This is a genomic window from Slackia piriformis YIT 12062 (genome assembly GCF_000296445.1).
GTDB lineage: Bacteria > Actinomycetota > Coriobacteriia > Coriobacteriales > Eggerthellaceae > Slackia > Slackia piriformis.
In genome coordinates, this window is the sequence record NZ_JH815198.1 from 1,616,138 (window position 1) to 1,638,201 (window position 22,064).

16 protein-coding genes and 3 rRNA genes are annotated in these 22,064 nt (G+C 58.6%); 6 read left to right on the top strand and 13 right to left on the bottom strand.

Going from position 1 to position 22,064, the window contains the following annotated elements:
• Positions 1 to 78 precede the first annotated feature (78 nt).
• Complete coding sequence (gene argS, locus HMPREF9451_RS07130; protein WP_040626137.1) at positions 79 to 1,803, bottom strand: arginine--tRNA ligase; 1,725 nt, start codon at positions 1,801 to 1,803, stop codon at positions 79 to 81.
• Between the two features lie 204 nt (positions 1,804 to 2,007).
• On the opposite strand from argS, the gene HMPREF9451_RS07135 reads away from it, so the two are divergent.
• The 3 genes from HMPREF9451_RS07135 to HMPREF9451_RS07145 all read left to right on the top strand — a co-directional run bounded on the left by HMPREF9451_RS07135 (position 2,008) and on the right by HMPREF9451_RS07145 (position 4,852).
• Positions 2,008 to 2,883, top strand: a complete 876-nt coding sequence (locus HMPREF9451_RS07135; RefSeq protein ID WP_051000988.1) for a class I SAM-dependent methyltransferase — start codon at positions 2,008 to 2,010, stop codon at positions 2,881 to 2,883.
• A gap of 112 nt (positions 2,884 to 2,995) precedes the next feature.
• The gene (locus tag HMPREF9451_RS07140) at positions 2,996 to 4,261 is read left to right on the top strand and encodes a molybdopterin molybdotransferase MoeA (RefSeq protein WP_009139632.1); all 1,266 of its coding nucleotides are present in this window, start codon (positions 2,996 to 2,998) and stop codon (positions 4,259 to 4,261) included.
• Between the two features lie 96 nt (positions 4,262 to 4,357).
• A complete protein-coding gene (locus HMPREF9451_RS07145) occupies positions 4,358 to 4,852 on the top strand; it encodes a MogA/MoaB family molybdenum cofactor biosynthesis protein (RefSeq protein ID WP_009139633.1) in 495 nt (164 codons plus the stop codon).
• Between the two features lie 235 nt (positions 4,853 to 5,087).
• Here HMPREF9451_RS07145 and moaC read toward each other — a convergent pair whose 3' ends face one another.
• From moaC to modA, 5 genes are all read right to left on the bottom strand, one after another.
• Entirely contained in the window at positions 5,088 to 5,600 is a 513-nt protein-coding gene (gene moaC / locus HMPREF9451_RS07150) for a cyclic pyranopterin monophosphate synthase MoaC (protein WP_009139634.1), read from the bottom strand.
• 8 nt (positions 5,601 to 5,608) lie between these two features.
• On the bottom strand, positions 5,609 to 6,613 hold the full coding sequence (gene moaA / locus HMPREF9451_RS07155; protein ID WP_009139635.1) for a GTP 3',8-cyclase MoaA: 1,005 nt from the start codon (positions 6,611 to 6,613) through the stop codon (positions 5,609 to 5,611).
• Between the two features lie 71 nt (positions 6,614 to 6,684).
• The gene (locus HMPREF9451_RS07160) at positions 6,685 to 7,815 is read right to left on the bottom strand and encodes a sulfate/molybdate ABC transporter ATP-binding protein (RefSeq protein ID WP_009139636.1); all 1,131 of its coding nucleotides are present in this window, start codon (positions 7,813 to 7,815) and stop codon (positions 6,685 to 6,687) included.
• A gap of 3 nt (positions 7,816 to 7,818) precedes the next feature.
• Positions 7,819 to 9,207 (bottom strand): molybdate ABC transporter permease subunit, encoded by a 1,389-nt coding sequence (gene modB, locus HMPREF9451_RS07165; protein WP_009139637.1) that lies wholly within the window; start codon positions 9,205 to 9,207, stop codon positions 7,819 to 7,821.
• A 31-nt stretch (positions 9,208 to 9,238) separates the two neighbouring features.
• Entirely contained in the window at positions 9,239 to 10,084 is an 846-nt protein-coding gene (gene modA / locus HMPREF9451_RS07170) for a molybdate ABC transporter substrate-binding protein (protein ID WP_232204097.1), read from the bottom strand.
• A 316-nt stretch (positions 10,085 to 10,400) separates the two neighbouring features.
• Here modA and HMPREF9451_RS07175 point away from each other — a divergent pair, with 316 nt between their 5' ends.
• The gene (locus HMPREF9451_RS07175; protein ID WP_009139639.1) at positions 10,401 to 10,754 is read left to right on the top strand and encodes a winged helix-turn-helix domain-containing protein; all 354 of its coding nucleotides are present in this window, start codon (positions 10,401 to 10,403) and stop codon (positions 10,752 to 10,754) included.
• Between the two features lie 86 nt (positions 10,755 to 10,840).
• Here HMPREF9451_RS07175 and HMPREF9451_RS07180 read toward each other — a convergent pair whose 3' ends face one another.
• The 7 genes from HMPREF9451_RS07180 to HMPREF9451_RS07210 form a co-directional block, all read right to left on the bottom strand.
• Entirely contained in the window at positions 10,841 to 12,013 is a 1,173-nt protein-coding gene (locus HMPREF9451_RS07180; protein WP_009139640.1) for a 4Fe-4S binding protein, read from the bottom strand.
• 2 nt (positions 12,014 to 12,015) lie between these two features.
• Positions 12,016 to 13,200 (bottom strand): molybdopterin-guanine dinucleotide biosynthesis protein B, encoded by a 1,185-nt coding sequence (gene mobB / locus HMPREF9451_RS07185; protein WP_009139641.1) that lies wholly within the window; start codon positions 13,198 to 13,200, stop codon positions 12,016 to 12,018.
• 189 nt (positions 13,201 to 13,389) lie between these two features.
• Positions 13,390 to 13,809, bottom strand: coding sequence for a molybdenum cofactor biosynthesis protein MoaE (locus tag HMPREF9451_RS07190; RefSeq protein WP_009139642.1), 420 nt, complete (start codon positions 13,807 to 13,809; stop codon positions 13,390 to 13,392).
• Positions 13,810 to 13,932: 123 nt separating this feature from the next.
• The gene (locus tag HMPREF9451_RS07195) at positions 13,933 to 14,229 is read right to left on the bottom strand and encodes a YerC/YecD family TrpR-related protein (protein ID WP_040626139.1); all 297 of its coding nucleotides are present in this window, start codon (positions 14,227 to 14,229) and stop codon (positions 13,933 to 13,935) included.
• Positions 14,230 to 14,676: 447 nt separating this feature from the next.
• A 5S ribosomal RNA gene (rrf, locus tag HMPREF9451_RS07200) occupies positions 14,677 to 14,791 on the bottom strand.
• Positions 14,792 to 14,904: 113 nt separating this feature from the next.
• Positions 14,905 to 17,879, bottom strand: a 23S ribosomal RNA gene (locus HMPREF9451_RS07205).
• 389 nt (positions 17,880 to 18,268) lie between these two features.
• Positions 18,269 to 19,779 (bottom strand): 16S ribosomal RNA (locus tag HMPREF9451_RS07210).
• The 16S, 23S and 5S rRNA genes sit together here, the layout of an rRNA operon.
• 372 nt (positions 19,780 to 20,151) lie before the next feature.
• On the opposite strand from HMPREF9451_RS07210, the gene HMPREF9451_RS09705 reads away from it, so the two are divergent.
• The gene (locus HMPREF9451_RS09705; protein WP_040626708.1) at positions 20,152 to 21,291 is read left to right on the top strand and encodes an SLC13 family permease; all 1,140 of its coding nucleotides are present in this window, start codon (positions 20,152 to 20,154) and stop codon (positions 21,289 to 21,291) included.
• Positions 21,292 to 21,365: 74 nt separating this feature from the next.
• Entirely contained in the window at positions 21,366 to 21,833 is a 468-nt protein-coding gene (locus HMPREF9451_RS09875) for a putative quinol monooxygenase (protein WP_009139645.1), read from the top strand.
• Positions 21,834 to 22,064 lie beyond the last annotated feature (231 nt).

Genomic DNA, 22,064 nt, shown 5'->3' on the forward strand with positions numbered 1-22,064 from the left:
ATGATAAAAAACCGGGCTCCGACGCATCGGAACCCGGCAAAGACATTATCTTTTTCGAAAACGCACGTCAGGCGATCATTACATACGCTGCGGCGAAGAAATACCCAGAATACCCAGCGTGGTGGACATGACGATACGCGTAGCGTCGCAAAGGGCCAAACGGGCGTTCTTGAGGTTTTCGTCCTCAACCTTGAGCACCGGGCAGTTCGTATAGAACTGATGGAACAGGCTTGCCAGATCCTGCGCATAATGCGTCAGACGGAACGGAGCGCGGTCGCGGGCGGCAAGGCTGATCAGGTCGCCGAACTCGCTCATCTTGCGCATAAGGGCGAACTCGGACGGGTCGGTGAGCACGCTCAAATCGACGTCTGAAGGAATGCACTCGGCAGCAACGGCGTCCATATCCAGGTTCTCTTCGCCCGAGTGGCCGGAAGCGTCGCGCAGCAGCTTGCAAATGCGAGCATGGGCATACTGGTCGTAATAAACCGGGTTGGAGGCGTCTTGCTTCTTCGCCACATCGATGTCGAAGTCGATAGGCTGCTCGCTCGAACGGCTGAGCATGTAGTAACGCGTTGCATCAATGCCCACTTCGTCGATGAGCTCTTCGAACGTGATCATCTCTCCGGTACGCTTGGACATACGCACAGGCTTGCCGTCGCGGAACAGGTTGACCAGCTGGCCGAGCATGACCTCAAGCGCGCCGGGATAGCCCATGGCCGACAAAACGGCCGCAACGCGGGCGATGTAGCCGTGATGGTCGGCGCCCCAGATGTCGATCAGGTGATCGAACCCGCGCATTTTCTTCCAGTAATGATACGCAACGTCGGAGGCGAAGTACGTGTAGTCGCCGTCAGCCTTGCGAACAACGCGGTCCTTTTCGTCGCCGTATTTGGAAGAGCGGAACCACACCGCATCTTCGGCGTCATAGATGTCGCCCTTGTCGCGCAGTTTACCCAGGCAGAAATCAAAGGGGCTCTGGCCATTGAACTCGTCAGAGGGAATATACATCTCGCGCTCGGACTGCCAACGTTCGAAGTGGTTGCCGAAGCGAGTCGTGATATCGCGGAACATCTTCATGATGTAAGCGTAGCCATACTCGCGGAATTCCACCATGCGCTCATGTTCGTCGGCGTTTTCCCACTTGTTGCCGTCGCGGTCGATGATTTCCTTGGCGATGTCATTGACGTAGAGGCCGTTGTAACCGCCCTCGGGAACCTCAGCGTCTTCGTGGCCGAGCTGCTGAAGGTAGCGCGCCGCAATAGACAGACCGAATTTGTCCATCTGCACGCCGTGGTCGTTGATATAGAACTCCTCGAACACGTCATAACCCGCATGGCGCATCAGATTCGCCGTAGCGGAACCAAGCGCGGCCCAGCGACCATGGCCTACATGCATAGGACCGGTGGGGTTTGCGGAAATATACTCGATGTTGATCTTGCGCTTGCCCTCGGGAACCGTGCCACGGCCGTAATCGCCCTTTTCGGAACGAACCTTGGAAACCACATCCTGCAGCGCGTTGTTGTTCAGGTAGAAGTTGATAAAGCCGGGACCTGCAATTTCGACTTTGTTCACCAGGATGTTCTCAGGAAGGGCGTCGACGATATCCTGTGCAATTTCGCGAGGATTGCGCTTGGCCTCTTTCGCGCAGCGCATTGCCGCCGTGCATGCCCAGTCGCCATGGCCCTCATCTCGGGGTCGCTCGAGCGTGATTTCGGGGGCTTTTTCCATCTGAAGTTTTCCGGATGCAATTGCCGCATCCAGGGCAGCGCCTATGAGCTGCGTCAATTCTTCACGTGGTTGCATGGGGTTCTTCCCTTTCGTTCGAGCCGCAGACCTTCTGAGAATAAGCCTGCTATTAAAAATACCTACAAGCTTTTCAATTGTACCACGCAAACTACGGGCAAAATAAAGGCACACGAAAAGGGAAAGCACCCAGAAACGGGCGCAACGAAACCCGCCCTTCGCGTTATCATATATGAGAATAATACCCACGGCGAAAGGCCCCTTATGCTCGATTTCGAAAAGGAATGGGAATTCATCCAGCAAACGCGCCCGAAGCCGACGGATGCCCAAGGCTGGAACAAGCGCTCTGCCCGCTACGACAATAAGGACGCAAAAAACGCCTACGCCGAAGAATTCATCAAGAAGGCCGGAATACTGCCCGGCGAATCCGTCTTCGACATGGGCTGCGGTACGGGAACCATAGACGTCCTTCTTGCTCAGCAAGGACACAGCGTTCTTGCCGCCGATTTCAGCGACGGGATGCTGGAGAAGCTCTCCGAAAATGCACGCATGCACGATGTGCGCATCGACGCCATCAAGATGAGATGGGAAGATACCTGGTCCCATTTCGGATTAGCGGACAATATGGTAGACGTCGCCATAGCCTCGCGCTCCATGACCGTCCCCCGCCTCGACGAAGCGCTCGACAAACTCACGCGTATCGCGCGCCGCCACTGCTGCATCACCATGACCACCGGAACAGCCCCTTACGTAGACGCTCGCATACTTTCCGCCATCGGCGTTCCCGTATCGCCCACGAAGGACTATCTGTATGCTTTCGGAACCCTTGCCCAAAAAGGATTCGAACCTCGCGTCGACTATCTATATTCCACGCGCAAAGACACGTTCGACTCCCATGAGGAGGCGCTTTGCGACTTCTCCCGCATGATAGAACGATGCGGCACCCCGCTTTCTGACGAAGAGAAGGCCATCGCCAAAGATCGCCTTTCGCAATGGCTCGCCGAGCACATCGTCGAAAACCCCGATGCCGGCAAGCCCGACAAAAAAGGCCTGCCCGAAGGCATTCTCTGCCTCGACGTCCTTCGCGTCATATCCTGGGCGTGCATCACCTGGGACACGCAGGGGCAGAGCGCATACTAGACCGCCCTCGAACCGTTCGCCTGCGCCCAAGCAACGCCGTCCGCGGCGTGCAGCGCGCAGTAAACCATGATGCTTTTCACACAGCCGCCCGCGTAAAACGATTGGAGTATCCATGACCGAAATTCCCCGAATGATTTCCCTTGAAGAAGCACAAGAGCTCGTCCTCTCCCACACAACCCGCATCCCCGCCGAAACCGTGCCTCTCATCGAAGCGTCAGGACGCGTAGCTGCCGAGGATATCACGAGCGATATGGATGTTAGCCCCTTTGCGCATGCGGCCATGGACGGCTTCGCCGTACGCCTTGCCGACTTTCCCAGCAACGAAGCCGACCTGCCCGTCGAGCTCGACGTAATTGCCGAAGTGCCCGCAGGGGCCACATACGAAGGCAGCATCGAAGCGGGCCAATGCGTGCGCATCATGACAGGCGCCGCGCTCCCGGCCGATGCCGACGCGGTCGTGAAATACGAAATCGTCGAGAATGTGACCGGAGACGGCAAAACCGGAAGCCGCGTCCGCTTCGCCTCCGTGCCCGCAGCACGTGCAAACATCCGAGAAGCAGGCGAAGAGGCCAAGGAAGGCGAGGTTATCGTTCGTGCCGGCGAGATCATCAACCCCGCAGGCATTGGTTTTCTAGCTGGATGCGGAGCCCTCGAAGCAAGCGTCTATCGCCGGCCCCGCATTGCGGTCATTCCCATCGGCAGCGAGCTCGTCGAACCTTCCGAAAAGCCCGGCCCCGGCCATATCCGCAACTCGAACGGCTACGCCATGGCCGCATGCGCGCATGCGGCGGGAGCAGCATGCGACATGCTGCCCATCGTGCCTGACGATGAAGACGCCCTGGCGCAAGCCGTAAAGGAAGCCTGCAAGACGTATGACTTCGTGGTGACCACCGGCGGTGCGTCCAACGGCGACTTCGACTTCATCAAACCCGTCGTGGAGCGCCTAGGCACCCTCTACATGACCACCGTCAACATGCGACCCGGCAAAGCGCAGACCTTCGGCATCGTCGACGGCACGCCGGTCTTTGGCCTGCCTGGAAACCCCGCGGCGGCCTACATGGGATTCTCGCTTATCATTCGTCCCGCACTTCGCGCCATGCAGGGATACTCCGCGCTCGAGCATCCGCACGTACAGGCCCGCATCACCCGCGGCAAAAAGAAGAAGGACCCGCGCCGCATTTTCGAGCGAGCCACCATTGCGCGCAACGAGGACGGCGTGCTCGAAGTCACGCCCGCGAAAAACCAGAGCTCGGGGCTTTTCGGCGTCATACAGCGCAGCAACTGCATCGCCGTCATTCCCGAAGGCCTTGACCCCGTAAACGAAGGAGACTTGGTGGAGTGCATCCTTCTCGACGTGCCCGAAGAGGCCATCGTGTAACGTTGCCGCATCAAACCGTCTAAAAGCCTCAGCCGGAGCCGCCACGCAGCACAAACACCGTTGCCGCTCCAAACCAATTAATACGAAAGGAACGCCATGTCTTCCGAATACACCGAACCAACGCCCACGTTCGCTATCATCACATGCTCAGACACTCGCACCCTCGAAACCGATACGGCGGGCGCTGCCCTCAAAGAGCTTATCGCCGAGCGCGGCTGGGTATGCCTTGAACACGTTGTCGTAGAAGACGAGCGCCCGTTCATTTCCGGAGCGCTTTTGCACGCCATCGAAGATTTGCATGCCGACTTCGTTCTGACCTGCGGCGGCAGCGGCCTTTCCCCGCGTGACGTCACCCCCGAAGCAACCATCGACGTATGCAAGCGCAACGTACCCGGCATCGCCGAGGCCATGCGCGCCCACAGCATGCTCATCACCCCGCGCGCCATGCTCTCCCGCGGAGTCTGCATGGAGCGCGAAGGCAGCGTGGTCATCAACTTCCCCGGCAGCGAAAAAGCCGCCCGTGAAAACTGGGAAGCCATCGCCGACGTCCTCCCTCATGCCGCCCTCATGAAACAAGGCGGCGGCCACTAAGAGATCGCATGCAACGCAAAAGGAGCCCGATCGGGCTCCTTTTGCGTATAAAGATCAGACCAGAAAGGGGAAGAGCGAAGCGTTTTCCCCGCCCCGCAGGTCAACCAAAAGGCCCAAGCGAGCAGGGGCGCGAGAAAATCGCTTGCGTTTCTCGCTCTTCCTTTATTTAAAAAAACCGAAAACGCAGAACGAAGCGCATAGCCCCTCGAAGAGGGGCGGTAGCGCAGTGGGCGATTTACTCGCGCCCCTGCGAGCGCTCCCAGAGTCCTGTTTTCCCGCCGTCTTTCTTCAACAGACGAACGTCCATAATCTCCATGCCGCGATCGACGGCCTTGCACATGTCGTACACGGTCAGGCACGCCACGCTCGCAGCGGTCAGCGCCTCCATCTCGATGCCAGTCTTGCCGGTCACGCCGCACGTGGTGACCACGTGAATGCCCACCAACCCATCCTCGCGCTGGCCTTCGCGCACGGGTTCGCACGACACTTTCGCCTTCGTGATATTAAGCGGATGGCACATAGGAATAAGCTCGCTCGTCTTCTTCGCTGCCATCACCCCCGCCACGCGGGCGCACGCAAGCACGTCGCCCTTCGCCGCCGCGCCCGACGTGATGAGCTCAAGCGTTTCAGGGCGCATGGCAATAAAGCCCTCAGCCACCGCAACGCGTTCGGTGTCGGCCTTCTGGGAAACGTCAACCATGCGAACGTCGCCGGCTTCGTCAATATGGGTAAGCTGCTGTTCCGCCATCAATACTCCTATCCGCCGATCTGGCTCATATTGCGTTCGGTTCCCACCTTGTCATGATGCTCGTCTGGCTTTGCGCCAAGCGCCCTCAAGAGCACGTCACGCACCGCCTTGTCTCCTTCGCCCGAACGCAATGCGGCACGCACGTCGAATTCTTCGTCAGAGAAAAGGCACGGACGAATTTTGCCATCCGCCGTCAAACGAAGGCGATTGCATTCGCTGCAAAAATGGCGCGAAAGCGGAGAAATGAAGCCGACCGTGCCCTTCGCACCCTCGAACTCGAAGTAACGCGCAGGACCCCAGCCAGCAGGCTTGCGGCTCCCAGCAGGCTTAAGCTCTCCAAGACCGGACGCGACGGCCTGTTCGTTTATCATGCCGAAAAGCTCTTCGCTTTCGATAACATCTTCTTTGCCCCAGCCGCAGCCGCACGACCCGGCGCTTTCGCCCACGGGCATGTATTCAATGAAGCGCACATGCAGTGGGCGATCGATCGACATGCGGGCAAAACCGAATACATCCTGGTCAAGCGAGCGCACCACCACCGAGTTCAGCTTCACGGGGTCAAAGCCCGCCTCGAGCGCCGCATCGATACCCGCCATTGCCTCGTCGAATTTATCCCGTCGTGTGATGGCCGCGTATTGGGCCGGGTCGAGCGTATCGAGCGAAATATTCACACGCGAAAGCCCAGCCGACTTGAGCTCGTCGGCCATTTTCGGCAAGAGAATACCGTTGGTCGTAAGCGCGATGCTCTCAATGCCGGGAATGCGATTCAGACCGCGAATCAAATCGGCAACGCCCAGACGGACCAGGGGTTCGCCACCGGTGAGGCGCAATCGCTTGATGCCTATGCCCGCCGCAACGGACACAAGGCGCTCTATCTCTTCGAGCGAAAGAATGTCCTTGTGCGAAAGGGCAGAAACCCCCTCTTCGGGCATGCAGTATATACAGCGAAGATTGCAACGATCAGTGAGCGAGATGCGCAGATAATCGATGGTCCTACCGTGAGAATCCTTCATGAAATCCCTCTCCTCTATATTCTCGCTACAGTATAAAGGATAGTGCGGCAAAGAACCCGTTTGCCGCACGGTTATCGCGAAACCAGATACATGCTTTCGGAGGGGATTTCTATAAGAAGCTCGTCGCCCTCACAAGGCAGCTGGGACTCGGGCACCGCGAGCTTGTCCACCTTCCACTGCACATGAATCTTGAGAAACTTCATGGTCGCATCCTCTTCGGCCATATCGTGTTTCAAGCGAGGGCTATCGGCCGCATCGAGAAACGAAAGCATGACCGTGCGCTCAAAGCGCGAGTCGCTCACGCGATCGGCCCGAACGCGAAACACGTTCGGCCCCGGCTTTTCAGCACGCCGCAGGAAGAACGCGCGCACGCCGAACCAGCGAACGTCGCGAGGCACGGGGGTTTCGCTTACAAGCCTGATGCCCCAATCGGGCAGCTCAACCGTATGATCGTCCACGTAACGCGCAGGCGTCGTATTCTTGCACCCCGACAGTTTCACCGCGGCAAGGCTCTCGGGATGGTGCACCACGCGATGCTTCGGCCCGATTTCGCATATACGCCCATTGTCCACAACAGCAATGCGGTCGCAGAACCGGTATGCTTCGTCGATGTCATGGCTTACATAGAGAATGGTCCCTCGATACTCCTCGAACAGCCCGATCAGGTTTTGCTCGAGCGAGCTTTTCAGATGGGCATCGAGCGCCGAAAACGGCTCGTCCAGCATGAGGATCCCCGGGCGGGCAGCAAGCATGCGGGCAAGGGCAACGCGCTGCTGTTGGCCTCCCGAAAGCTGGGCGGGAAAGCGCTTTTCCATCCCGATCAGGCCGAAACGCTTCAACTGCTCGCCCACAATACGATTCTTCTCAGACTCGGCAAGACTCCGTTCCATGCCCGCAGCCACGTTCTGCTCGACAGTCATGTTCGGGAAAAGCATGTAGCTTTGAAACAAGAGCGCCGTTTTTCGCTGCTGCGGCGTTAAATCGACGCGAGCGCGCCTACCTGCCTCTTTTTCGAAAAACGTCACGCCGTTCACGACGATACGGCCTTCATCGGGCTTCTCGATGCCTGCGATGCAGCGCAGCGTCAGGGATTTACCGCAGCCCGATGCGCCGAGAAATCCCAGCGTCTCATCACCTGCGCAAAATGAGACATCGAGCTTGAACGACCCCATGTCCTTCTTGATGTCAACCTCAAGGCTCATGCCCTACTCCTCCTGCCGACGCGAGCGATAGCGCGTGGTTCGCCGGCTCCAAAGGTTTATGAACAATATCACCAGGAAACTGAACGCGATGATAACCGCCGTCCAGAACAAGGCAACATCGGTGTTTCCGTTCATCCATTCGAAATAGATGGCGATGGGAATGGTTCGCGTGATTCCCACGTAGTTTCCCGCAAGAAACAGCGTCGCTCCAAACTCTCCCAACGCGCGTGCAAAGGCAAGCACCGTGCCAGCCGCAATGGACGACCATGCCAAAGGCAGCATAAGCTTGAAGAAGATGCGCCCCTCGCTCCAGCCCAGCGTGCGAGCGGCATCGAGCATGTTGCGGTCTATGCCCTCGAACGCGCCGCGGGCGCTTCTATACATGAGCGGAAACGAAACCACCACCGCGGCAAGCACCGTGGCAGGCCAGCTGAAGATGAGCGGAAAGCCTATGTCGATGAACCAGCGGCCGAGCGCCGTGTTGTTGCCCAAAAGAAGCAACAGTACGAAGCCGCACACCGTCGGCGGCAAAACCATGGGAATGGTGAAGATGGAGTCGGCGATATCCTGCGCTCTTGAAGGAATACGGAGGCTCCACCATGCCGCAAGAAGACCCAGTACAAACACAAGGACGATCGCCGTACCCGTCGTTTTCAGCGTCACCCACAAGGGGCTCCAATCGAGCTTTGCAAGAAATTGGCCGGCTTTATCCATGGCAGAAGATTCTTCGACGAACGTTCCCTCTTCCCATGCGGCAAAATCGAGAAAGTCCGCGTAGCGAAGCTCGGCATACGAAGCGGAAGCCGAATCCGTCACATCGGAGCCGTCGATTCCTATCACGCTGGTGTAGAATGCGCCGGATGTGTATTCCTGGTTGAAGAGGAAGCGAAGGCCTTCGCCCTCAAGGTCGAACGATTCATCGGCGGTCACATACACCGGCGTCTCCGGCTTAAGCCGAGCCGAACCGCTTGCCGCCTCGGCGTCAAGCTTTTGAAGATACGCCACCACCCAGGACAAGCCTGCGTCACGATCACCCGAACCGATTCTCTCCTCGAGCGCTCCAGAATCCACGTAGAGCACCGCATAGCCGTCGACTGCCACGAGGCATACGTCGTTTCGGGCGTCACCCTGGAGATAGGAATACCCCTGATAGGCGCCGTCGATAGCGCGATTGCTCCCTTTTTGCGCACGCGAGAAACCGGCGACGTCGAAGGGCGCTCCGTTCGCAAGCGCATCCTCCCCCTCGGGATCGATTTCGATTCCCGAAGCATCCACGGGAATCGACGCAAGCCCGCCTTCGTCCGCGACAACGTCCGAAACGGCCGATTCGTACGCCGCGAAATCGGGTTCTTGGGCATATGCCGAAATGGGCACCGCCAATGCGATGCCCATAACAAATGCCGTCAGTGCTTGTAGTGCGCGTCTAGGCAAGCTCAAAGCCCCATTTCTGCCAAATCTCCAAGGCGGCAGGATCGCTTACCGCCCAATCCAAAAACGCTTTCGAAGCTTCGGCGTTTTCGCTTCCCGCCGTGATAGCCGCAGGATACACGATTGCCTTGTGCGTATCGGCGGGAACGGTGGAAAGAACCTTCACGCCGCCGAAACGATACACGTCCGAGCTGTAGACAAACGCGATGTCGACGTCGCCCGATTCGGCATGCTTGCATACGTTGCCCACGGACGTGTCGAGCACCACCTTGTCGGCGATAGCGCCGGTGAACTCGCCGCCTTTACCGGATTCGTCAGAATACGCACCAACCGTGTACAGAGACTGGCATGCATAATTGCCCGCAGGAACAGACTCGTCGCCCACGCAAATGGTGTAATCGCCCGATACGGCCTCTTCAAGCGTCAAGCCCTCGGGAATGTCGGTATTGCTCTCGCCCGTCACCATAACAAGGTCGTTCGTGAACATATCGAAGCGCGTTCCTTCGTCAATGAATCCGCCATCGACGGCATTGTCCATCGTCCCCTTGGAAGCCGAAATGAAGATGTCCGCAGAAGAACCCGCCTTCAGCATTTCGACCAATTCGCCAGAAGCCTTGTACTGCGTATCGGCAAACGTCACGTCGGGATTGTTCTGCGTATAGAGGCTCTGCACTTCATCAAGCGCCTTCGAAAGCGAATTCGCCGCGAAAATCTGCAGCTGCACGGGCTCCGAAGCACCCTCTGCGGCGGCGTCCGCCTTTTCGTCAGCCGCGTTCGATCCCCCTGAGCAACCGATAAGAGCCACGAGCGCGGTCAAAGCCGCTGCCGTGGCGAAAGTCATCGATATCTTTTTCCACAACCGCATTGAAGCCTCCTGCCCAAGCCAACGGGAGCGTCTTGGAAGAATTCTCCACAGCCCCTCCCTATTCGATTGAATTATTCTCTCATAAGAATAATTCTCGGTCAAGATTAAAGGAACCGCACGCAAAGCAAGATCGATTCGTCATTCGCAAAGCGAATCCCAAGAGCACGTGCGCCATGCGTTATGATTGATGGAATCACGGACTTCGACTCTGCGTTCAGCAGCTCTGCCCGCTTGGATGAGAAAGTGCTGAAGTCATACGAAATTTGACCCAACCGGCCGTCTAGGAGGACGCATGGATATCGCCCGCATAGCCCCGCGCATCAAGCTCAGCTTGCAATCCCAAAGCAGACAAGACAGCGCCGTATTCGGAAGCGGCGTCGCTCAGCTCTGTCGCGGCGTGGAGCAATGGGGCTCGTTGAACAGGGCGGCAAAAGAGATGAACATGGCCTACAGCAAAGCCTGGAGGATCATGAAACACACCGAGGCCTCATTCGGCATCCAGCTCCTCGAGCGCAACGGCGCGCACGGTTCAATCCTCACCTCCGAAGGAGCCCTGCTCCTTCATGCTTATGACGAGCTGCAACAACGTGTTGCTCTCTACGCGGAAAAGCAGCTCGAGGAAATCCTGAAGAACAGGCAGCCTTAGAGCCTTCACCGAACGCTCGCCCTCATCAAAAGACGCCTCTTGTCCTGCGGCAAGCCCCGCAAGAAAAGAAGCGTCATTCGATCTGATTAATTTCCGAACAAGCCCCGCATGGCGGATCCGGCCTTTCGAGCCTCTCCCTTGAACAGCCTTGGCTCAAGATCAAGAATGAGATCGCAAGGAATCTCATCGGACACACGAAGCGCCTTCTGCATGCAGGAGTCTTCGCATAGACGGCACTGCACGCAATCGGCAAGGCGGAACTCAATTCCTTCTATCGAAGGCCTCTTTTTCCCGTCCTCTTCTCCGAAAACCTTCGAGAGAGCCCCCGTCGGACAGAACGTAGCACACATTCCGCAACGCGTGCAGAGGGTTTCGTCGATATCAACCTTGCCCCAAAGCCTGGTCTTCACAGAAGAGCCCTCCCTCGGCTCCCCCATTTCGAAAAGATACTCCATAAGGGCATCGTGCCTTGCGGGAGCAATGCGAGGCATGTTTCCGTCGTTGTCGACCTTCAATATATCGCGAAGCGAATCGGGGCCCTTCCGACGAATGCCAAGCTCGCTTTCGACGGTCACATTGACGGCTTCCACTGCGATATCTTTGGCGGAAGCCTTCATTTCCGTGAAGAACCCACGGCGGGAGACACCGCCGACGCCCTGCGATGCGTCTTTGGCAGCAGCCCGAAGAGGAACTTGCTGGGTTCGTTCGATGCGAAAAGGAACATCCCATGCCGACAGAAGCTCATTCGCCTCTTTTTGGGAGATGTCGAACTGGCGGCTCGCGAACCGATACTTACACGTCTTGCACCCGCCGTCCACTACGACAAGAGAAGCGTCGTTTCTTGCGCACGCGCCCACCAGAGCTTGCGTATCGAGCCTCGAAACGCACGGCACAGTTGCCGTCGCTTCAACGTCGGCCGCGCGGTGCGAGGCTACGCGAGCGCACACGACCACCGCATCGCCCTCGAGCGCCTGAGCAGATTCGTCCACGGCGCTATCAAGCTCTTCGTCAGTCGGCTTCATGAAGCTGATTGCGTTCGTAGGGCACGCCGAAGCGCAGGCTCCGCATGCCATGCATTTCTCGCTGTCTATGTCTAAGGCATTGTCATGCAGCGCAATAGCACCCGAAGGGCACGCGTCGGCGCAACGCGAACATGAAGCGTTTCTGTTCCGTATTTTCACGCAGTGCGCGGGGTCGACATGGAGCGCTTTGCTTTCAAGCCTCTCCATGATCTCGACCATGTCCATAACTGAAGGCATGACTACCTATCTCCGTTTTCCTGAATCGAGCGCTCCATGCGCGCAAGTTCTTCGGGCGTGTTCACGTTAGCGAAGCATCCTCCTCCAGGAGCGGCTTTTTCTATATCTTCTCGCCCGAAGCGGCTTAGATTGATGCACTCGTAAAAGTCCCGAGCTCGAACCTTTCTTTGAGCTATAGCATCGGAAATGGCAGGAAGGCAAGCATCCGCCCTGTACACCGCGTGGAACGGCTCGAAGCCAAACCTGTTGCACGGCACCACGGCATCGGCCCGGCGCATTTGCATGGCAACGGCCTCATGGGCTATCAACGGCGCCGACGCGAACACCATGTCGCACGCCACAACCGCAACGCAAGGATTCGATGCCGCGCTCAGCGCGGAATACAGACCCCGCAGTGCGCCGCGCTCCTCGTACACGTCGGGAACCAAGCGAAGGTCGCAGCAGAGGTCAAGAGTATCGAGAAACGCGAGATTCTCCGCTTCATTGGTTGTGATCACAATCTCATCCGCGACGGGAGCAACGCGTTCAACGATACGTTCGATCAAAGGCCGCCCAAGGAACGGCACCGTCGCCTTGCTCTGGCCCATGCGACGCGACTCGCCGCCGGCCTGAATAGCCACCGTAAGCTTCGGGCGGGCATACCGATTCTGGAGGAAATCGGCAACACCTTGCACGTCGTCGATATCGAAGCAAGGAATCGCCTCGCTCTTCGCATAAGACACAACCGATTCCATATCGGTGACGACAGCAACGGGGACGACACCTCGAACATGACCTTCAGTGCAAAGCTGCTCTGCCGCCGGTATGTCTCTTTCGTTGCCCTGGCGAAGCACTTCGATGACAGGAAGTCCGCTCTGACGATATCCTTCCACAATCACCAAATCATGATTTGGCATAGAAGCAACCACCTCGTCGCACGATGGCTCGTCATATATCTCGGTAATACGAGCCATGCGAGCGGGAGAGATGACGACGACATCGCACGAGCCCGCTTCACGATGACGATATGAATCTTTCCCCGGATAATCGATATCGAAGTCTGGATGCCCGTGATGCTTGATGGAGCCGATATTCAAGCCCCGAGAAACAAGCTCAGAGATTACTTTGACGATAAGCGTGGTTTTTCCCGAATTATGCCTCCCCACAAAAGAAATTGCCGGACTAGGCTTGTCGAATCCCAATTCCATAGTTCCCCTTATACGCACTCACGCCCATCGCATAACGAACGCGATTATTCACAAGCCGCCCCGCGAACAGGCGACACCATTCCCATGATAGATTCGTGAGCCGCGCTCAAAGACGCATGCATTCACGAAACGCATTCGAAGCACCGACATATCGCCCCTCGGAGCAAAACGATCTATTCCGAAGTATCGCTATGCGGAATAACGTTCCTTTTCCACCACAAGATTGTTTTTAATATGACCGACCAAACGCTGCAGCGCATCCACAGCATGAGGACGAATGTCCGCGCCGATAAGCACGTACATGAGAGAATCCCCCACCTCGAGCACGCCCTCATTCAGCCATACGCGAACATAGTATACGCCCGGCCACGTACGAGCCTCAGCAATGGCGTCTTCAAGACCTTGAGCATCATAAGAGAAATCAATCGAGACCACTTCTCCAAGCGAAGCACCCTGAGCGGCCTCTTCCTCCGAGACGGCGCGCACTTGCTTCTTCGGGGTCGCTCGCACTACGCCGTTATGCGTGAGATACATGCCCACCATAGGGGCATCGGGATCAAGCTTCGCCTCGCGAAGCCATTCATCCATGGACGGGATGGGATGAGACATTCCTGCTCCTTCTATCGTGCCGACCAAAGAGTCTTGGACGAGCGTAAAACCGATTAGCTTAGAAGCTTATCGCAAGAATGAAAATTGGGCATAAAAAACCCCGCATTTGCAGGGTTTGAAATATCAGTCTTCGGCCGATCCGGATAGCACGTCAAGCGCATGACGATATCCGCCGCTCCCGTAGTTCAATGCCTTCGAGACACGTGCTATGGTCGTTGCCGATGCACCCGTAGCTTCCGCAATCGCGGTATACGGCTTTCCGTCGTCCAAAAGACGCGCAACAGACAAACGCTGCGAGGTCTCTTTAATCTCGCGAATAGTAAAAAGGTCTTCAAACAAGGCGTACAGCGCGTCCTTGTCTGTCATAGAGCTAAGAACCTCAAGAAGGTCCTCGACCTCCGGCGTACGCAGGTTGCTCATATCCCACCCACTTTCAATCTCTCTCACTACGCTATTGTACTCCACTTTGATGGAGTGTTTCAGAGAAATACGGGTTCATGCCCAACAGAGGGGAGGAATGCATGGATAATTCAAATTCGTCTCTTGAAAAGGTGGTAAAGAGCAGTAATGCCTGTTCATCTTGCGAATTTGCAAACCAATACCGCCCTATACAGAAAAACGTCTCGACAAAGAGCGAGACGTCGGCTGTATATCGTAAGACAATCTGTAAACAAGAAATGATGACCTGGCACCAATAGCGTCAACAAGCGTGATATCCAGTCCTCAAGCATGCAAAAAGCCTGTGCTGGCTGCGATTCAACATAAAAAAGGAAAGGGGGCCTCGCGGCCCCCTGGAAGCGCGGAAGGGACCCTGCGGCCCCTCCCCTGCGCGCGCCCTGCCCCCGATGGGGGCGGACGCGCCCTGCGCGAGCGCGGCGTCCCGTCCTCCCGCGGACTTGCTCCGCAGTACTTTGGGCGATGGCGGGCTTAGCTGCCGAGTTCGGGATGGGATCGGGCGATCCCCGCCTCCGTGGCCGCGCTCGCGCAGGGCGCCCCCTGCGCGTCCGGGACCCCACGGGCGCCCTGGCGGCCGCATAGCGTCGTTCGGGAGACGTTCCTCCTCTCGAGACCGCCCGCCCCGGGCATCCGGGGTCGGGAAGCAAGAGCTCGGGCTATTAGTACCGCTCGCCTGAACGCCTCGCGGCGCTTGCAGCTGCGGCCTATCGACCTCGTGGTCTACGAGGGCCCTTACCGGAGGGAGAACTCATCTCGGAGACGGCTTCCCGCTTAGATGCTTTCAGCGGTTATCCGTTCCGGGCGTGGCTAGCCGGCCGTGCCGTTGGTCGACAACCGGGACACCAGAGGCCCGTCCGCCCCGGTCCTCTCGTACTAGGGGTAGACCTCCTCAATTCTCCTGCGCCCACGGAGGATAGGGACCGAACTGTCTCACGACGTTCTGAACCCAGCTCGCGTACCGCTTTAAACGGCGAACAGCCGTACCCTTGGGACCGACTTCAGCCCCAGGATGCGATGAGCCGACATCGAGGTGCCAAACCTTGCCGTCGATGTGGACTCTTGGGCAAGATCAGCCTGTTATCCCCGGAGTACCTTTTATCCGTTGAGCGACGGCCATTCCACTCTGGGCCGCCGGATCACTAGAGCCGACTTTCGTCCCTGCTCGGCTTGTGGGCCTCGCAGTCAGGCTGGCTTGCACTCTTGCGCTCTGCGGGCGATTGCCGACCGCCCTGAGCCAACCTTGCGCGCGCCTCCGTTACTCTTTGGGAGGCGACCGCCCCAGTCAAACTACCCGCCTGGCACGGTCCCCCGCCCGGGTGCACGGGTCGGGGTTAGGCCGCCGACGCGCCGGGGGCAGTATTCCAAGGTCGCCTCCACGGGGGCTTGCGCCCCCGCTTCGCGGGCTCCTGCCTATCCTCTACGCGACGCGCCGTCGGCCAATGCCAAGCTGCAGTAAAGGTTCACGGGGTCTTTCCGTCCTTCCGCGGGTAATTCGCATCTTCACGAATAGTGCAATTTCGCCGGGTCCATGGTCGAGACAGCGCCCAAATCGTTACGCCGTTCGTGCAGGTCGGAACTTACCCGACAAGGAATTTCGCTACCTTAGGACCGTTATAGTTACGGCCGCCGTTTACCGGGGCTTAGGTTCGCCGCTTCGCCTTTCGGCTGACGGTTCCCCGTGACCTTCCGGCACCGGGCAGGCGTCAGACCCTATACGTCGCCTTGCGGCTTGGCAGAGTCCTGTGTTTTTGATAAACAGTCGCTTGGGCCGTTTCGCTGCGGCCCCCCGCCGCTCCGGAGGCTCGCTCCTTCACCGCGGGGGGCGCCCCTTCTCCCTAAGTTACGGGGCCATTATGCCGAGTTCCTTGACCATGGTTCACCCGATCGCCTCGGTATGTTCTACCCGCCCACCTGTGTCGGTTTTGGTACGGGCGCCGGGGCGCCTGCCTAGGGGTTTTTCTCGGAAGCGTGGGATCGCCGGCTTCGCTCGAAGCTTCGTCTCGCGTCTCGGGCCTGATGCGAGGCGGATTTGCCTGCCTCGCGCCCTACGCGCTTTCACGGGGACGTCCAGAACCCCGCCCGGCTACCCTTCTCCGTCGCCCCATCGGTCGTAAGCGCCGCCCCGGCGGTACGGGAATGTCCGCCCGTTGCGCATCGGCTACGCCTCCCGGCCTCGCCTTAGCTCCCGACTGACCCTGGGGGGATTAGCCTCGCCCAGGAAACCTTAGGCTTGCGGCGGCAGGGTTTCTCGCCCTGCTCTCGCTACTCATGCCTGCATCCTCACTTCCGCGCGGTCCACCGGGGGTCGCCCCTCCGGCTTCCGCCCTGCGCGGAAAGCTCCCCTACCATCGTAATGTATACGGTCCGCCGCTTCGGCGCCGTGCTTAGCCCCGTGAATTGTCGGCGCATGTCCACTTGACCAGTGAGCTGTTACGCACTCTTTAAATGCATGGCTGCTTCTAAGCCAACATCCTGGTTGTCTAGGCAAACGCACATCCTTTGCCACTCAGCACGGACTTGGGGGCCTTAGCGGGCGGTCTGGGCTGTTTCCCTCTCGAGCACACAGCTTAGCCCACATGCTCTGACTCCCGGGCTTTCGAATGGCGGCATTCGGAGTTTGGTCTGGGTCGGTAGGCGGTGAGGCCCCCTCGCCGGTCCAGTGCTCTACCTCCGCCATTTAACGCCCGAGGCTAGCCCTAAAGCTATTTCGGGGAGAACGAGATATCTCCGGGTTTGATTGGCCTTTCACCCCTATCCACGGGTCATCCCCTCCGTTTTCAACCGAAGTGGGTTCGGCCCTCCACGGGGTCTTACCCCCGCTTCAGCCTGCCCATGGATAGCTCACCCGGCTTCGCGTCCGCGGCGCGCGACTGAACGCCCTGTTCAGACTCGCTTTCGCTGCGGCTCGGTAGTCCTTAACCTCGCCGCGCGCCGCGACTCGCAGGCTCATTCTACAAAAGGCACGCCGTCACGGAACGCATTGTCCGCTCCGACTGCTTGTGGGCGCACGGTTTCAGGTACTGTTTCACTCCCCTCTCGGGGTGCTTTTCACCTTTCCCTCACGGTACTGGTTCGCTATCGGTCATCGGAGAGTATTCAGCCTTGGAGGGTGGTCCCCCCTGCTTCGCGCCGGATTTCACGTGTCCGGCGCTACTCGGGCCCCGCATCGCGCGGGGGGAGGGGGTTCGCGTACGGGGCCTTCACCCTGTCTCGCCGGCCTGTCCGGGCCGTTCCGCTCCCTCTCCCCTTTGTCACCGCGCCCCGGGCTCCGAAGCCCCGGGCGGTGCGGGCCCGCGACCCCCGCGTCGCAGCGCCTCCGGGCTGTAACGCGTACGCGGGTTTGGGCTGGGTGCGCTTTCGCTCGCCGCTACTCGCGCAATCTCGTTTGATTTCTCCTCCTCGGGGTACTTAGATGTTTCAGTTCCCCCGGTTGCCTCCCTCCGCCCTATGTGTTCGGGCGGGGGTGCCAGGGCATGGCCCCTGGCGGGTTCCCCCATTCGGGAATCCCCGGATCGAAGGCCGTTTGCGCCTCCCCGGGGCTTATCGCAGCTTGCCGCGCCCTTCGTCGACTTCCGATGCCAAGGCATCCGCCGTGCGCCCTCGGTATCTTGCTCCCGAGCGGGGACGCGCCCCGCCCGGAGATTAGACCTGAAGGCTCATGATGTAGTAGGTCATGAGAAAATATGAGTCGCTCGGTGCGCCCCTTCCGGGGCGACCGAGGAATCTGGGTAGATTCCATTGTCTAGTCTATTCGCGATCTCGATGCGACCACCTCTTTGCGGAAGCCGGCGAAGACTCTCATCCTAAAGATGGTCTTTGCATGCAGCTTCACGTTTCTGATTCGTGGTTGCGCAATCAGAGATTCGTCTCTCTCAAACGCTATGCGGCTGTCAAGGTGCCCCAGGGGTGCCCTGGAAGCCGGATGCTGGGAACGGGGGAGGAGCCTGCCCCGGCGCCGGACCGGCGTCGTCGGGGACTTTCTCTGGAACTAGGGTCTCCCTAGAAAGGAGGTGATCCAGCCGCACCTTCCGGTACGGCTACCTTGTTACGACTTCACCCCCCTCACCCTCCACACCTTCGACGCCTCCGCCCCTTGCGGGTTCGGCCGGCGGCTTCGGGTGCAGACGACTCGGGTGGTGTGACGGGCGGTGTGTACAAGGCCCGGGAACGTATTCACCGCGGCATGCTGATCCGCGATTACTAGCAACTCCGGCTTCGCGCAGGCGGGTTGCAGCCTGCGGTCCGAACTGGGGCCGGCTTTGTGGGATTCGCTCCGCCTCGCGGCGTCGCAGCCCGCTGTACCGGCCATTGTAGCACGTGTGCAGCCCAGGGCATGAGGGGCATGATGACTTGACGTCGTCCCCACCTTCCTCCGGCTTGACGCCGGCAGTCCCGCGCGAGTGCCCAACTCAATGCTGGCAACACGCGGCGGGGGTTGCGCTCGTTGCGGGACTTAACCCAACATCTCACGACACGAGCTGACGACAGCCATGCACCACCTGTCACCGCTCCTTTCGGCCCCGCCGTCTCCGGCGGCTCACGGTGATGTCAAGCCCTGGTAAGGTTCTTCGCGTTGCTTCGAATTAAGCCACATGCTCCGCTGCTTGTGCGGGCCCCCGTCAATTCCTTTGAGTTTTAGCCTTGCGGCCGTACTCCCCAGGCGGGGCGCTTAATGCGTTGGCTGCGGCACGGAGGGACATCTCCCCCCACACCTAGCGCCCATCGTTTACGGCTGGGACTACCAGGGTATCTAATCCTGTTCGCTCCCCCAGCTTTCGCGCCTCAGCGTCAGTGGCGGCCCAGAAGGCTGCCTTCGCCGTCGGTGTTCTTCCCGATATCTGCGCATTTCACCGCTACACCGGGAATTCCGCCTTCCCCTACCGCACTCGATCCCCCCAGTTCGGCCCGCTTCCGGGGGTTGAGCCCCCGGCTTCGACGGTGCCGCTTGAAGGGACGCCTACGCGCGCTTTACGCCCAATGAATCCGGATAACGCTCGCCCCCTACGTATTACCGCGGCTGCTGGCACGTAGTTAGCCGGGGCTTCTTCTGCAGGTACCGTCATTCTTCTTCCCTGCTGAAAGCGGTTTACGACCCGAAGGCCTTCGTCCCGCACGCGGCGTTGCTGCGTCAGGGTTTCCCCCATTGCGCAAAATTCCCCACTGCTGCCTCCCGTAGGAGTCTGGGCCGTGTCTCAGTCCCAATGTGGCCGGTCCGCCTCTCAGCGCGGCTACCCGTCGTCAGCTAGGTGGGCCGTCACCCCGCCTACTACCTGATGGGCCGCGACCCCATCCCCTCCCGCCTGGGCTTTCCCCGCCCGGCCATGCGGCCCGGCGGGACCATCCGGTATTAGCCTCGGTTTCCCGAGGTTGTCCCGGAGGAGGGGGCAGGTTGGTCACGTGTTACTCACCCGTTCGCCACTCTATGCGCGCCCGAAGGCGCCTTAACCGTTCGACTTGCATGTGTTAGGCACGCCGCCAGCGTTCATCCTGAGCCAGGATCAAACTCTCCGTTCGAAAAGCGCCCCCGGGGGGGCGTCGTGTTCTGTGAGATCGTCCCGGTCCGTTTATTGTCTATCCTTCATCGGAATCGACCCCCTCCGAGGAGGGGTGTATGGCTGTTCCTAATTCCTGTTCCACAGTATCCGGTTTTCAAGGTCCCCGCCCTCCCTTCGGAGGGCTGCCGCGTCAAGCGGCGAGGTTGTATATTACGCGCCCCCCGCCCCCTGCGCAAGGGCCGGTTTCGCTCTCCATATTTCCTCCATATACGGGGCGCGAGCCGCGGTACGCCATCGGCCGCGGGCACGGCCCGCCCCGCGGCTGAACAACCTGAAAGACATGCTTTCGAAAGTGAAGGCGTCCGCTCTTCCTTCAACGTATACTAAAGATATGAAATCACACATCCTTAGAACAATTGCCTCTTTCTGCAGAAATGAAGCGGTCCTCTGCATCGCCTTCATCTGCGCGCTTGTCTCCTCTTTCTTCGTTCCCGCAGGACATAATTTCGCCTCATCGGTCGACCTTCGCGTTATTGTTCTTCTGTTTTGCCTGATGGGCGCAACGGCGGGCCTTCAGAACGCCGGCGTGCTTTCCCGCAGCGCGCATTGTCTTCTCTCGAGGGTCTCTGGATTCAGGCAGCTTAGCTTCCTTCTTGTTGCCCTCCCCTTCTTCGCCGCCATGGTTGTGACGAACGATGTCGCGCTGTTGGCATTTGTTCCATTCGCCATTCTTACCCTCAGCATCACGGACAAAAAACGCCATCTCCCACGAATCGTCGTCCTTCAGGCCGTCGCCGCCAATATCGGCGGCATGGTCACGCCTGTTGGCAACCCTCAGAATCTTTTTATATATACGACGTTCCAAACGCCCTTCCTGCAGTTCTTCCTCGCCCTTCTCCCCTTCGCGCTTGCAACGCTCTTCGTTCTTGCGGTCGTTTGCCTGACTTTTCCCAGAGAAAACGTCCACGTGTCCGTTTCTTTTGGAAGCGAGCCGATTCGACGAAGCAGGGCGCTGCTCCATTCCGCCCTTTTTCTTCTTTGCCTTGCCGCAGCTGTCCGAATCCTTCCTTATTCGGTTCTTTTCCCCGTCACGTTGCTTGCCCTTCTTCTATTCGACCGAGGTATATATAGAAAAATCGATTACGGACTGCTTGCGACGTTCCTTTGCTTTTTCGTCTTCTCGGGAAACATGTCGTCCATCCCCTTTGTCCAGACAACGCTTGGGTCGGCCATGAACGCGGCTCCCTTTGCCGTTGCCCTCGCAGCAAGCCAGGTCATAAGCAATGTTCCCGCAGCCGTTCTGCTTTCGGAATTCACCTCCAATTGGCCTGCTCTTTTGCTTGGCGTCGACCTGGGAGGACTCGGAACGCCTATCGCTTCTCTCGCAAGCTTGATAGCAATGAGGCTCTACCTTCACACCCCGGAAACCCGACTATCTACGTTCCTGAAGGAGTTTGCCGTGGCGAATGCGGCGTTTCTCGCCTTGCTGTGCGCCCTTTACCTTGCGTTCAAGGCGTTTTACCCGATGTAAACCAGACGCTCATCCCTTCGCGCTATGCTCAAGGCGGATTTTCGAGATTTTCAGCGCGAGAAAAGGAGCTGCTCATGGGCAATTGCGTGCTGCATGTCCGTTATACCGTCAAGCCCGGAATGCGCAACGCCTTTTTGAAAGACGTCCTCGACAGCGGCTTGCTCGATAAAGTTCGCCGCGAAAACAGCTGTCTCGAATACCGCTGCTACTGCTCGGCGAAGAAAGAAAGCCTTGCTCTTCTCCTTAAATGGACTTCGCGAGCCTGCCGGCAAGCCTATCTCGAGCAACCGCATACGGCAGCGTCGATGGAAATCAAGACCGCTCCGTGCAAGAAACGCACGTCGAGAGATTTGGTTGATTATTTTCCAATCTTTCCCTTGAGGGCGTCGAAGGCGGCGCCCAGGGCAAGGCCTAATCCTATGCCGATCGCCAGGCTGTCGAAAATAATGCCGAAGGCAACGCCGAGACAGAGTCCCAAAGCGAGGCCATTTATTGATGAGAGCTCTCTTCCTTCGAAACTCTTCTTGGATGATTCGCCATGAAGAACAGCACGGTCTACTTCTTCGGAAGCAGTCGAAGTCGAAACGGACGCGCCCTTGCTCGGCGAACACCCAGCCTTTTCCGTCAATGCTTCGTTTTGGGAAGTCTCTTGAGCATACATCGGCTCTCGGCAGAGGCAGTCTTCGCTCGAATTCGTCTGTTGCACGACTCCTTCTTTCCCAGGCGCATTGCCCGTCACTTCCGTATTATCGCAGGAATCGAACGATAGCATC

Coding starts and splice junctions, on each gene's coding strand:
- argS (WP_040626137.1), bottom strand. CDS start 1,803: ATGCAACCACGTGAAGAATTGACGCAGCTCATAGGCGCTGCCCTGGAT.
- HMPREF9451_RS07135 (WP_051000988.1), top strand. CDS start 2,008: ATGCTCGATTTCGAAAAGGAATGGGAATTCATCCAGCAAACGCGCCCG.
- HMPREF9451_RS07140 (WP_009139632.1), top strand. CDS start 2,996: ATGACCGAAATTCCCCGAATGATTTCCCTTGAAGAAGCACAAGAGCTC.
- HMPREF9451_RS07145 (WP_009139633.1), top strand. CDS start 4,358: ATGTCTTCCGAATACACCGAACCAACGCCCACGTTCGCTATCATCACA.
- moaC (WP_009139634.1), bottom strand. CDS start 5,600: ATGGCGGAACAGCAGCTTACCCATATTGACGAAGCCGGCGACGTTCGC.
- moaA (WP_009139635.1), bottom strand. CDS start 6,613: ATGAAGGATTCTCACGGTAGGACCATCGATTATCTGCGCATCTCGCTC.
- HMPREF9451_RS07160 (WP_009139636.1), bottom strand. CDS start 7,815: ATGAGCCTTGAGGTTGACATCAAGAAGGACATGGGGTCGTTCAAGCTC.
- modB (WP_009139637.1), bottom strand. CDS start 9,207: ATGGGCATCGCATTGGCGGTGCCCATTTCGGCATATGCCCAAGAACCC.
- modA (WP_232204097.1), bottom strand. CDS start 10,084: ATGACTTTCGCCACGGCAGCGGCTTTGACCGCGCTCGTGGCTCTTATC.
- HMPREF9451_RS07175 (WP_009139639.1), top strand. CDS start 10,401: ATGGATATCGCCCGCATAGCCCCGCGCATCAAGCTCAGCTTGCAATCC.
- HMPREF9451_RS07180 (WP_009139640.1), bottom strand. CDS start 12,013: ATGCCTTCAGTTATGGACATGGTCGAGATCATGGAGAGGCTTGAAAGC.
- mobB (WP_009139641.1), bottom strand. CDS start 13,200: ATGGAATTGGGATTCGACAAGCCTAGTCCGGCAATTTCTTTTGTGGGG.
- HMPREF9451_RS07190 (WP_009139642.1), bottom strand. CDS start 13,809: ATGTCTCATCCCATCCCGTCCATGGATGAATGGCTTCGCGAGGCGAAG.
- HMPREF9451_RS07195 (WP_040626139.1), bottom strand. CDS start 14,229: ATGAGCAACCTGCGTACGCCGGAGGTCGAGGACCTTCTTGAGGTTCTT.
- HMPREF9451_RS09705 (WP_040626708.1), top strand. CDS start 20,152: ATGAAATCACACATCCTTAGAACAATTGCCTCTTTCTGCAGAAATGAA.
- HMPREF9451_RS09875 (WP_009139645.1), top strand. CDS start 21,366: ATGGGCAATTGCGTGCTGCATGTCCGTTATACCGTCAAGCCCGGAATG.